Annotated in this window: 10 protein-coding genes; 4 read left to right on the top strand and 6 right to left on the bottom strand. The window is 54.9% G+C overall.

The genetic code is table 11. The features are described 5' to 3' along the window. The first annotated feature begins 3 nt into the window (after positions 1-3). A complete protein-coding gene (locus tag BISA_RS06195) occupies positions 4-252 on the top strand; it encodes a hypothetical protein (protein WP_133124990.1) in 249 nt (82 codons plus the stop codon). Between the two features lie 169 nt (positions 253-421). Here the strand turns inward: BISA_RS06195 and BISA_RS06190 are convergent, their stop codons facing one another. The 4 genes from BISA_RS06190 to tkt all read right to left on the bottom strand — a co-directional run bounded on the left by BISA_RS06190 (position 422) and on the right by tkt (position 6,675). Then, the gene (locus BISA_RS06190; RefSeq protein WP_033890862.1) at positions 422-1,531 is read right to left on the bottom strand and encodes a 5-methyltetrahydropteroyltriglutamate--homocysteine S-methyltransferase; all 1,110 of its coding nucleotides are present in this window, start codon (positions 1,529-1,531) and stop codon (positions 422-424) included. A gap of 205 nt (positions 1,532-1,736) precedes the next feature. Continuing rightward, positions 1,737-3,107, bottom strand: coding sequence for a branched-chain amino acid transport system II carrier protein (brnQ, locus tag BISA_RS06185; RefSeq protein WP_033890860.1), 1,371 nt, complete (start codon positions 3,105-3,107; stop codon positions 1,737-1,739). A gap of 290 nt (positions 3,108-3,397) precedes the next feature. Next, positions 3,398-4,501 carry a transaldolase gene (gene tal / locus BISA_RS06180; protein ID WP_033890859.1) on the bottom strand — a complete coding sequence of 368 codons (1,104 nt, stop codon included), beginning with the start codon at positions 4,499-4,501 and terminating at the stop codon, positions 3,398-3,400. A gap of 68 nt (positions 4,502-4,569) precedes the next feature. Beyond that, positions 4,570-6,675 (bottom strand): transketolase, encoded by a 2,106-nt coding sequence (gene tkt / locus BISA_RS06175; RefSeq protein WP_033890858.1) that lies wholly within the window; start codon positions 6,673-6,675, stop codon positions 4,570-4,572. A 378-nt stretch (positions 6,676-7,053) separates the two neighbouring features. Here tkt and hrcA point away from each other — a divergent pair, with 378 nt between their 5' ends. Continuing rightward, entirely contained in the window at positions 7,054-8,205 is a 1,152-nt protein-coding gene (hrcA, locus tag BISA_RS06170) for a heat-inducible transcriptional repressor HrcA (protein WP_420308630.1), read from the top strand. Between the two features lie 110 nt (positions 8,206-8,315). Continuing rightward, the gene (dnaJ, locus tag BISA_RS06165) at positions 8,316-9,461 is read left to right on the top strand and encodes a molecular chaperone DnaJ (protein ID WP_033890855.1); all 1,146 of its coding nucleotides are present in this window, start codon (positions 8,316-8,318) and stop codon (positions 9,459-9,461) included. Positions 9,462-9,577: 116 nt separating this feature from the next. Here the strand turns inward: dnaJ and BISA_RS06160 are convergent, their stop codons facing one another. Continuing rightward, positions 9,578-10,369 carry a fructosamine kinase family protein gene (locus tag BISA_RS06160; protein ID WP_033890854.1) on the bottom strand — a complete coding sequence of 264 codons (792 nt, stop codon included), beginning with the start codon at positions 10,367-10,369 and terminating at the stop codon, positions 9,578-9,580. A 151-nt stretch (positions 10,370-10,520) separates the two neighbouring features. Here BISA_RS06160 and uppP point away from each other — a divergent pair, with 151 nt between their 5' ends. After that, positions 10,521-11,405, top strand: coding sequence for an undecaprenyl-diphosphatase UppP (gene uppP, locus BISA_RS06155; protein WP_033890853.1), 885 nt, complete (start codon positions 10,521-10,523; stop codon positions 11,403-11,405). Between the two features lie 114 nt (positions 11,406-11,519). Here uppP and BISA_RS06150 read toward each other — a convergent pair whose 3' ends face one another. Further along, on the bottom strand, positions 11,520-12,320 hold the full coding sequence (locus tag BISA_RS06150; protein ID WP_193349264.1) for a PAC2 family protein: 801 nt from the start codon (positions 12,318-12,320) through the stop codon (positions 11,520-11,522). Positions 12,321-12,422 lie beyond the last annotated feature (102 nt).

The raw sequence follows: 12,422 nt of genomic DNA, 5'->3' as shown, positions 1-12,422 counted from the left end.
ACCATGATGGTGGGTGTCATTATCCGGTATAACCGGAAGACTGGGGACCGTTGTGTCAAGGTTTATGACGGCCCCAACGGATATCTCGATGCAGGCAATGACCCGGCGTATTTGCGCGATTCCGCAAAAGTCGGAACCGATTGGGAGGTTGCCTTAATCGGCTCCGACTCCTTGGCTTCGGTGATGCATACGCATTCCCGTTATTTCAGCGGCAAGGATCGGACAAAGGAACTGGCCGCCCAGTTCGAGTAAACAATCAAATTCAGGTGGGTTCGATTCTATCAATCGCATGCAGATTCATCGAAACCGTGTGAAACACGTTGATTACCGTGTTTCACACGGTTTCGATGTAATTCAGACGTAGTTTCAGATGCCTAGCGCACTATCTGCCATGACCTGCACGAGGTGGGTCAACACTGCACTAATTCCATACCTCTTCAGCAATGGAACGAACCAGAGCGATCTTGGCCCACTGCTGGTCTTCGGTCAGATGGTTGCCTTCTTCAGTGGAAGCAAAGCCGCACTGAGTAGACAGGCACAGACGCTCCAGCGGCACATACTGCGCTGCTTCGGCGATACGTGCCTTAATCGCTTCAGGTTCTTCCAGCTCAGGCTTCTTGGAGGTGATCAGGCCGAGCACCACCTTCTTGTCTCCGGACACCTTGGCCAGCGGTTCGAAATCACCGGAACGATCGTCATCGAACTCAAGATAGTAGGCGGCAACATTCTCTTCGCCGAAGAGCACATCGGCCACCTGACCATAGCCACCTGCGGAGAACCACTGAGACTGGTAGTTACCACGGCAAATATGCGTGGTCACCACCATATCTTCCGGAACAGAAGCAATCACCGCATTGTTTACTACGGCGTACTGGCGCTGCACGGTCTTGGCATCAACGCCGAAAACGGTGTCCTTGAAGTCCTCGCCAACAAATGCACCCCAAGTACAATCATCGAACTGCAGCGTACGGCAGCCGGCCTCGTACAAATCATGGGCTACCTGAATATAGGCGTTGGCAATAGCTTCAGCCAGAGCATCGTTATCCTTGTACGGGCTGTGTGCCTCCTCGGCAATGCCCTGTTGAAGCACGAACAGCGTCTGCGCAGGGGAAGGAACGGTCTGTTTGGCGATGGTGTTCTCATCTTCCAAAGCCTTGACGAACTTGTAATGATCCACGAACGGATGGTGTTCACCATTGAGCTCACCATCCACACCGGCAGCCTCGGTCACGGGCGTGCCATCGGAACCCTTGAACAGAATCGGAGCAGTGCCGCGCTTTACACCGTTCAATCCCCACATGAAGTCAAGATGCCAGTAGGCGCGGCGGAATTCACCATCGGTAATCACATGCAGGCCAGCTGCCTTTTGTTTGGCAACCAGCTCGGTGATGGCCTTGTCTTCAACAGCCTTCAGTTCGGCAGCATCAATACGGCCGGCTTCGAAATCAGCACGGGCTGCTTTGAGCTCGGCAGGACGAAGATAGCTACCAACCACGTCGGCGCGGAAAGGTGCATTATGCTGATACGTCATGGAGTCGCTCCTTAACGATTCATGACCGCTGAACCAAATCAAACAATCAGTTCACCAGCCATGATTGGTGTGGTTATGTCAACGTCGTTTGTTGAACATGCCATCATCGCATATCCAACAAACGTATACGTTGGGTACCTTATCAGCGCAATTGCAACACTGTCTGCAGCGTCTCACAAAACATCACTGTGCTGTTCAAAAAAACTTATGACTTAGCCCTATGCGCAATCCTGAGTGAGTCAATCACACCGATTACCGCACCAATAGCCGATGGAGTCAACCATCCAAGCTGTTGCTGCTGCAACGGAAGCATATTCAGCAAGGATTCAAGCCACGGCAGCGAACCACCAAACACGGTGACCAGCGAAGCGACACAACCAATCAGCGCCACAATGCCAACCAACAGCACCATCCAGAAATACACGCGGGGGAATCGTGCCGCAAACACTGTATGCGTGATGGCCAGCAGCACGAGCACAATCGAAATCGGGTACAACGCGGATAGCACCGGTACGGAAACCTTAATGATCAGACTTAATCCAGCGTTGGAGACCACGAAACTGAAGATGGTGAACGCCAGCTGCCATGCACGATAGCTCACTGTGTGACCGGCTACGGTCGGGAACTTGGTGTGGAAGTAAGTGGCGCAAGTGCAAATCAGACCAGTGCAAACATTCAAACATGCGATGACGAATACGATGCCGAGGAAAATAGTGCCGGCAGTGCCGAAAATCGTAGAGGTAAGGTTCGTCAGCACCGTGGCACCAGTGTCACTATTCGCATTGATAGTAATGATGGAACCGGAAACCGCACCAACATAGCTCAGCGCACCATAGATCAGAATCAACAGCACTCCAGTGCCAAGTCCGGCAATTGCAGTCTCGCGCTGTACCTGTGACTCCTCGGTAACGTTGAGTGCATGTACGTTGGCTGAAATGACAATACCAAAATACAAGGCAGCAAGCAGATCCATCGTCTGATAACCATCGAGAAATCCGCGAGCCATCTGATTGGTTTGATAATTACCGGAAGGTGCAGCAGCTGTAGCAATACCATGTACCAGACAAGCTACGAACAATACCGCAATCAGTACCAGCAGCAACGGCCCCATGAAGCGGCCAAGCACCTTGGATAGTTTTTCAGGATGCTGTGCGAAGAGAAATGCCAGCGTGAAGAACAGCAGTGAATACAGCAGCTGAGCTATCCATTTGGAGCCATCTGGCACGAGCGGCACCACCATCATTTCGAATGATGTTGTAGCTGTGCGAGGAATCGCGAAGCACGGCCCAATGGTCAAAATAATGGCAATGCCGAGAAACAGCGCGAATTTGGGGGAGACCCGGCCGGCGAGCTTATCAAAACCATCTGCGAACGTGACCGCCAATACGCCAAGAATTGGCAGACCCACCGCGGACACAATGAATCCAATGGCTGCCGGTATTGTGGAGGCTCCTGCCTGTGCACCTACGAACGGCGGGAAAATGAGGTTTCCTGCACCAAAGAACATCGAAAAGAAGGTAAACGTCATCACCACGCGCTGTCGGCTATTCAGGGTGCGCAATACAAATCCTCTCATCAGAGCGCCCTATATCAAGTTCAGGCACAATCTCTCTGTTCGCGAACTTACCAGTCAGGGAACTTTGCGGCAAGAGAGAGCCGTGCCGATGGCATCCGAATGCCCACGTTTCGGTCATCATCGACGATATTTGCTTATTGTTGTTTCCGGCCAGAGCGAAGGGCCTGCAATATACGCGCACAAGGTTGACATCGTTGGCGGACAGCAAATGAGGCTCTGACCATATTTTCAGGTCAGAGCCTCATTGAGTGTTACTGATAATGTGCTATTCGCACATTACGTCAGCGATCTCAGGCGTTCACGCGATCGATGCCGGACTGAACGTCGGCCAGCACGGAATCCCAGGACTTGATGAAGGCGGCGACACCGTCGGCCTCCAGCTTGTCGGTGACGTCCTTCAGGTTGATGCCGAGCTCAGCCAGCTTGTTGATGATGGCGTGGGACTCTTCGTAGGTGCCTTCGATGGACGGAGCGCCGTTGCCGTGATCGGCCAGAGCGTTCAGGGTCTTCTCCGGCATGGTGTTGACGATGTGCGGAGCAACCAGCTCGTCAACGTACTTGCAATCGGAGTAAGCCGGGTTCTTGGTACCGGTGGAAGCCCACAGCGGACGCTGAACCTTGGCGCCCTTGGCAGCCAGGTCGGCCCAACGCGGATCCTCAGCGAACTTCTTCTCGAACAGCTCGTAAGCCAGGCGAGCGTTGGCCACAGCAGCCTTGCCCTCCAGAGCCTTAGCCTCGTCGGAGCCGTTGGCTTCCAGCAGCTTGTCCACAGCGGTGTCCACGCGGGAGACGAAGAAGGAAGCGACGGAGCCGATGTGCTTCAGGTCGTGGCCGTTAGCAGCAGCCTGAGCGATGCCCTCGATGTAAGCGTCGATGACCTGCTCGTAACGCTCGAGAGAGAAGATCAGGGTGACGTTCACGGAGATGCCCTTGGCCAGGGTAGCGGTGATAGCCGGCAGGCCTTCGAGGGTTGCCGGGATCTTGATCATGGCGTTCGGACGGTTGACCTTCTCCCACAGCTCGACAGCCTGCTTCTCGGTGGCTTCGGTCTCGTGGGCCAGACGCGGGTCAACTTCGATGGAGACGCGGCCGTCAACGAAGTCGGTCTTCTCAGCGATCTCACGGAAGATGTCGGTGGCGTTGCGCACATCGGTGGTGGTGAGTTCGCGAACGGCGGTCTCAACGTCAACCTTGCCGAGTTCCTTGAGCTGAGCATCGTACGGGCCGACCTGGCTCAGGGCCTTCTGGAAGATGGACGGGTTGGTGGTAACGCCGACCACGTTCTTGTTGGCGATGAGGTCCTGCAGGGAGCCGGACTCGATGCGGGAGCGGGACAGATCGTCCAGCCAGATGGAAACGCCGGAATCGGACGTACGCTGAGTTGCTTCAGTCATATTTTTCTCCTTGTTATTGGCTCCCCTCCTTTAAGAGGGGAGCCGAAATTTATTAAATTATTCAGTAATCAGGCGTTGGCCTCGGCGATGGAAGCCTCAGCAGCCTCGACCACATGCTCGGCGGTGATGCCGAGGTCGATCATGTTCTGAGCGCCATCACCCTGCAGACCGAACTGCTCGATGGAGACAGGCTTGCCGTAAGAGCCGAGGTACTTGTACCAAGGCATTGCGACGCCGGCCTCGACGGAGACGCGGGCCTTGACGGAAGCCGGAAGCACGGCCTCCTTGTACTCGGCGTCCTGCTCCTCGAACCATTCCATGGACGGGAAGGAAACGACGCGAGCCTTGGTGCCCTTCTCAGCCAGGGTCTTGGCAGCGGCAACAGCCCACTGAACTTCGGAACCGGAAGCCATGATGATGACGTCCGGAGTACCTTCGGTGTCGACGAGCACGTAAGCGCCCTTCTTGACGCCGTCCTTAGCCTTGGCAGCGGTCTCAGCGAGAGTCGGCACGCCCTGGCGGGTCAGCACCATAGCGCCCGGCAGAGTGTTCTTCTTCTCGAAGAAGTAACGGTAGGCTTCGGCGGTCTCGAAGGCGTCGGCAGGACGAATGACTTCGAGCTGCGGAATAGCACGGAAGGAAGCGAGGTGCTCAACCGGCTGGTGGGTCGGACCATCTTCGCCGACGGCCACGGAATCGTGGGTCCAGACGTAGAGGTTCGGGATCTCCATGAGGGCGGCCAGACGAACGGCGGAGCGCTCGTAGTCGGAGAACATGAAGAAGGTGCCGCCGAACGGACGGGTGTGGGAGCCCAGCAGGATGCCGTTGGTGATGCAGCCCATAGTGAACTCACGGACGCCGAAGTGCAGCTGGCGACCGAACTCGTTGCAGTTCGGCCACTGCTTGGTGGCGCACTCGGCAGGAGCGAAGGTGGCAGCACCCTTCAGGTCGGTCTTGTTGGAGCCACCGAGATCGGCGGAGCCGCCCCAGAGTTCTGCTGGCATGACAGCGGCGATAGCGTTCAGCACGGAGCCGGAAGCGCCACGGGTAGCAACACCCTTGCCGACTTCGAAGGTGGCCTCAAGGTCATCGATAGCCTTGTCGAAGCCTTCCGGCAGTTCGCCGGCCTTGATGCGGTCGTACAGGGCAGCCTTGTCCGGGTTGGCCTTGCGCCAAGCATCGAACTTCTCGTCCCAAGCCTTGTGAGCTTCCAGACCGCGCTCGGCAACCTTGCGAGCGTGAGCCAGAGCCTCTTCGTCGATGTGGAAGGACTCTTCCGGATCGTAACCGAGTTCCTTCTTCAGGCCGGCAACAGCCTCGGCACCCAGCTTGGAGCCATGAGAAGACGGATCGTTGGTCTTGCCCGGGGTCGGCCATGCGATCAAGGAGTGAACCTTGATGAGCTTCGGCTGATCCGGAGCAGCGGCCTCAGCCTTGGCAATCACTTCAGCCAAGCCCTCGACATCCTCCTTGTAGGAGCCGTCAGGCTGGATGAAGCTGAATTCGTCGGTGTACCAGCCGTAGGCCTGGAAGCGCTTGAGCACATCCTCAGCCAGCACCAGGTTGGTATCGCCTTCGATCTGGATGCGGTTGGCATCGAAGATCACGGTCAGGTTGCCGAGCTTCTGGTTAGCAGCCAGGGAAGCAGCCTCGCCGGAGATGCCTTCCTCGATATCGCCTTCACCGCAGATAGCCCAAATCTTGTGGTAGAACGGGGAATCTTCCTTCGGGGTTTCCGGATCGAGCAGACCACGCTGGAAACGCTCGCCGTAAGCAAAGCCGATGGCGGAAGCGAAGCCCTGGCCCAGAGGACCGGTGGTCATTTCGATGCCCGGGGTCAGGCCGTACTCGGGGTGGCCCGGGGTGCGGGTGTCAGCGCCGCCGCGGAAGTGCTTGAGGTCATCCAGGGTCACGCCATAGCCGGAGAAGTACAGCTGGACGTACTGGGTGAGGGAAGCATGACCGCCGGAAAGGATGAAGCGATCGCGACCTTCCCAATTGGGATCGTTGGGATCATGCTTGATGAAGTGCTGGTACAGGGTGTAGGCGACAGGCGCCAGGGAGATAGGGGAACCGGGGTGGCCGGAACCAGCCTTCTCAACCGCGTCAGCCGAAAGGACCTTTGCCATCTTGATGGCGCGCTCGTCGAGCTCGGTCTCCTTGAATTCGGTCATGGATTTACTTTCCTTCCAATTGGTCGGGCCGCGTATCCGGCTTGTGCCGGGCGCACGACGCCCTCACATTGCGTTTCCCATGTTAACGTCGCAAGAAGACGTTTGTGGTGCATATTTGGCGTGTTTTGGTAAGTTGTGTTCTGTTAGCGTTCACAATTAACATGTCTTCGCTACCGACGAACGTATTAGCACTCGAAACCAATGAGTGCTAATACAATATGAATCGAGGCTTACGCTGGTTTGATATCGATCAGCCGCTGAATGTGACACGCCGGAACGTCGGTGTTGTTCTTTCAGCGTGTCGTTCGCGTTATCTCACTCGAAACGTCATGCATCTGCTGTGCATGAATGCCGAACATGAGATAGCGGGCATATCAGATGCATGCGCGCGCCACGCAAATTACGTATATATGGAATGCACATAAGGAGGCGCGCATGACGCAATCCAGACGCATGTTGGTGTTGCGCGCCGTGGTTGAAGACTACATTCGGTCTCAGGAACCCGTGGGATCCACATCGCTTACCAAACAACATGATCTAGGCGTCAGCTCGGCTACGATTCGCAACGATATGGCAGCACTGGAAGATGAGGGCTACCTCATCCAACCGCACACATCAGCGGGACGCGTACCCACCGAAAAAGGGTATCGCTACTTCGTTGATCGTCTTGCCACGGTCATGCCATTAAGCGAAGCGCAACGTCGAGGTATCAACAGCTTTTTGGAAGGCTCGGTCAGCTTAAAGGATGCACTGCAACGCGCGGCTCGCCTGCTTTCAGAAATAACTGGCCAAGTCGCGATAGTCGCATCCCCATCGTTGGCCAAAGCCACAATGCGGCACGTCGAAATGGTCCCGGTGGCCATGAACACATTGCTTGCTGTGGTCATTACCGATACCGGGCGTGTGGCACAGCATGGTCTCGTCGTACCCTCCATGCCATCAGCGGATGATATCAATCATCTATCGTCGACAGTAAACGAGCAATGCAGCGGCCTATCTCTGGCAAAAGCGGGGGAGAAGGTCCGCTCCATCGCCGAAACAGCAGGATTCGAAGAAGTCAAGGCAGTTGCTAAAGCATTGGCCGATGCTTTTGAATCTATGGCATTGGATGAGCGAGCCAATGAGTTGTACATGTCTGGGGCTTCGCACCTTGCTCATTCGCGTTCTTTGGCCGATTTGGCGCCACTGTTCGATGCATTGGAAGAGCAAGTTGTGCTCATGAAGCTGATGAGCAATCTCAGCGAGGAAACCAATGCGTCCGGAGTTGGCGTTGCCATCGGCTCGGAAAGCCATACACCCGGACTCTTGCATGCCTCAGTAGTCAGTAGTGGGTACGGACGTAAGGCGGCTTCCCGCGACTCGAATCTCGATGACGATTCGACTACGAGCCCGAGCGACAACGAACCCGTTGCATTCGTCGGATCCATCGGCCCCACACATATGGATTATGCGGCCACTATGGCCGCGGTTCGAGCGGTGGCGCGATACCTCAGCGCTTTTATTTCCGAAAGTGGAACCGACGCATCATGAAAAATCAACTCTTCGGATCGGCATTTGCATGTTTTCAACATGCATGTGAACGCTGACCGCGGGCTATGGCACAATAACCGGCAGACTACACGAACACAAAGGATTATTCAGTGGCAGATTATTACGAAACCCTAGGTGTTGACCGCAACGCCAGCGACGCTGATATCAAAAAAGCTTATCGCAAGCTCAGCCGTAAATATCACCCGGACATTGCCGGCCCTGAATTTGAAGACAAGTTCAAGGAAGTCAACAACGCATACGAAGTGTTGTCGAACCCGGATAAGCGCCGTATGTATGATTCCGGCGTGGATCCCAATAATCCCAATGCCGGTGCCGGTGGTTTCTCCGGTGGCTTTGGAGATATGGGCGATGTGTTCTCCACATTCTTCGGCTCCGCTTTCGGCGGTGGCTCCCAAGGCCCTGTTCCGCGTACTCAGCCTGGACGTGACGCTCTCGCTTCGGCTTCCATTGATTTGAAGACCGCCGTCTTTGGCGGCACTGCACATGTAAAGATCAATACGTTTGCGCTGTGCCAGGAATGCGGTGGCTCTGGATCCCAAGGCGGAGCACAACCGGTCACCTGCCCGGATTGCCACGGCCAAGGCTTCATGCAGAAGGTCGTTCGCACGATGCTGGGACAGATGATGACTTCCGCACCTTGCGAGCGATGCGAAGGTCACGGCACCATCATCAAGAACCCGTGCCCCAGCTGTATGGGCCACGGTCGAGTGCGCACCACGCGCAACGTTGGCGTCAGCGTGCCGGCCGGCATCAATGACAACGCTCGTCTTCGTCTTGCCAATCAAGGTGAGGTCGGCGAAGGCGGCGGCGCTGCAGGCGATTTGTATATTGATATCCGCATCCGTACCGATAAGCAATTCACTCGCGACGGCGATAATCTGCATTGCTGGATTCAAGTGCCGATGAGCTGGGCAGTGCTGGGCCATGATTTGGATATCGATACGTTTGACGGCAAGCAGACGATTTCCATTCCTGCAGGCTGCCAGCCGGAAGATACTGTGACGCTGAGGGGGCTTGGCGTTACCAACATTCGTAACAACGACGAACGTGGCGATTTGATTGCCCATGTCAACGTGCTTATTCCTACAAAGCTTGATGACAGCGAACGCCATCTCATCGAACAGTTCGCGCAATCGCATGATTCGGATGCTTCGCATGTGGCCCAGGCATCCCGACCTCAAGCCGGGCAGAAAAAGGCTGGCTTCTTCAGCAAATTGAAGGACGCATTGAGCTGAGCTGAATGCCGGCGTCAATAAGCCTGTTGCGTTGAATAAGGAAGGGTGTGGGAGTCTTATCGATGAAGACTCCCACACCCTTCCTTATGGCCTGCTTAGTTTAGGAAATAGAGCAATCAGCCGAGCAGCGACCGGCACATGGAGCGGTATTCACTGACGTATCCACCGCCGAAGAACACACAATGGCCGGCGATGGGGTAGAGCTGCCAAAGAGTCAGACGTTCCTGCCATCCGGCTTTCAGTGGATGCACTGACTGGTAGCCTTCGGTAATCTGCGTCAAATAGCTCATACCAAACAGGTGCAGCATGGCCAAATCCTCTTCGCGGTGACCGCCGTGTGCTGCTGGGTCGATGAGAACGGCCTCGCTGTGGCCGGAATCAGCAGTCCACATCACATTGCCGCTCCACAGGTCGCCATGAATACGGGCCGGCTTATCATTTGCCGCTCGGCCCATGAGATCTGGAAGCGCTTCAATTACACGCTCAGTCAAATCAACGTCACGCTTGTCCAGCTCGCCACGCTTTACGCCAAGTTCCACCATCGGCCGCAGACGACCATCAGCGAAATAACTGATGGGGTCGCTCCATGTGCCGGTGTCCATCTTTACTGGGTCTTGAAGCGGCCCAAAATAACATGTGCCATCGTACCCGTCTGGGGCAGAACCGAAGAATTCAGCTCCGGCGTCATGCATGCGAGCGAGCGCAGAGCCAAAATCAAAAGCTGCTTTCGCCGTGGGAGATGAGCTGCTGACCCGTTCGATATCGAGGTAATCCTTACCCCATCTGTACACTTCGACCACGCGCGGTCCGCCTTGAGCATGTGCGGCACCAAGCCATTCCAAGCCGCGCCCCTCGCATTCAAAGAAGCCTTGTGGTGCGAAAGCCCTGCTTTTGCGATATGTTGCCATCGCAGTCCCTCCTCCTATTCTGTTTCCACTTTGCATTGTAGAAGCCGTGGTTGTCATCGTTGTTGACATGATTTCTTAGTGTTGTTCTACACCCCCTTCGGTAGTGTGTTCATCGTCATAACTACGAGATAAGAATGAATTAAGAGGGGTTATGAATTTTTTCCAAGCCATTGTTCTTGGCATTATTCAGGCGCTGACTGAGTATCTTCCAGTTTCCTCCAGCGCTCATATTCGTATTTTCGGTGATCTGATGCTGGGTTCCGACCCAGGTGCTGCGTTCACCGCCATTATTCAAATCGGTACCGAGCTTGCTGTGGTGTTGTATTTCCGTCGCGACATCATCAATATTCTGACGCATTGGTTTGCTTGCTTGTTTGGTAAAAACGGCAAGGATTTCAAGTCTCGTATGGGTCGTGGAGACTATTACGCCACAATGGGCTGGAATGTGATTGTTGGTTCCATTCCGATTGTCATTCTTGGTTTTACGCTGCAGAACATTGTTGAAACGACACTGCGCAATCTGTGGATTACCGTCACCGTGCTGTTCCTGTTCGGTATTCTGCTGTGGGTGGTGGATGCTCGTGCGCGTCAATCCAAGACTATGGCGGATATGACGTATCGCGATGCTTTCCTGTTCGGTCTGGGACAGTCTCTCGCCTTGATTCCTGGCGTGTCTCGTTCTGGCGGCACCATCACCGTTGGCCGTGCACTTGGATATGAGCGTGAGGCCGCTGTGCGACTGAGCTTCTTGATGGCTATTCCCGCTGTTCTGGGATCTGGTTTGCTTGAAGCGGTTAAGGCTGTGAAGAACTACAAGGCCGACGCGTTGTTCCCTGGCTGGGGTCCAACCATTGTGGCGGCTGTCGTGTGCTTCATTCTGGGCTACATTGTCATTATCGGCTTCCTGAAGTTCGTGTCCACATTCTCGTACAAGGCTTTTGCCATCTACCGTATCGGCCTGGCCGTTGTGGTTGCTTTGCTGCTGCTGTTTGGCGTTCTGCCGGCTATTGATCCATCCGTGGCCGCTGCAGCATAACAGTACTTGGTTGCCGAGGATCATCGGCAACGCCGGCATATGTGAAGAGCGCCGCTCACCTGACAGCGAAGGTGAGCGGCGCTCTTCACATATAATGCGGAAAATATGTCTTTCTCATTCGCCCATATTGCGTAGGAAGGCTTCGGCCTCTTTTACCAATTGCTCGGCCTGAGGTGCACCCAATGAGGCTTCTGCATCGGCTTTCTGTTTGAGGTCGTATTCATGTTCCAAATGGCCGACGTAATCACCTAGCTGGTCATTGCATCTGACCAAGATCGAAGCTTGCGCCTTCCAATGATCGGACTTGGACTGCAAGTCACCTGTATCAAAAGTAAACCCGATACGGTCTCCTAATGCTTGCAGAAGGCGCAAAGTTCCCGCCGCGCACTCATCACTGCCAAGATACTGGGGAATCGATACCCACATCGAAGCGTGAGAGAACCCCTGATCAGCTGCTGCCACATCCAAAACAGTGGGAATGCCTACTGGCCCGTTGTATTCACGATCGCCTTCACATTGGCAGGCTCCATCACTGACGGATAACGGCAATGGCCTGGTGTGAGGACAGTCCGAAAACATCGAACCGAGAGTGATGATCTGATTGACATCAAGTTCCTCAGCTATCGCAAGACTTTCGCTGCAATAATTACGCCAGCGATAATTAGGTTCCGGAGCAATCTGCGCATAAAGATGGCGATGGGGAGCCAAAGTAATGTCATAAAACGTGGTTTGTGGCCAAATAAGGTTGGCATATCCGGCAGCATGGCACATCATTGGACGAGCCACCTGATAGTCGTAATAACCATCGCAGCTAATGTGTCGAATCTCGCGGGACTCATATTGCCCAACGAGATGACGAATGACGTTTGTAGCCGCCTGGCATGCATCATTCCAGCCTTCAAATGCGGCAATCATAACCGATTGAGGCATATGCGCTTCTCCACTCATATTGTCTAGAGTAACGTGCGCCAGCAGTCATCGAGAAGCTCTTTAGCCATAAGCGAGCAGAGCAAGGAA

The sequence above is a fragment of the Bifidobacterium saguini DSM 23967 genome, from assembly GCF_000741715.1.
GTDB classification, from domain to species: Bacteria; Actinomycetota; Actinomycetes; order Actinomycetales; family Bifidobacteriaceae; genus Bifidobacterium; species Bifidobacterium saguini.
This window is presented reverse-complemented; position numbering and strand designations above follow the sequence as displayed.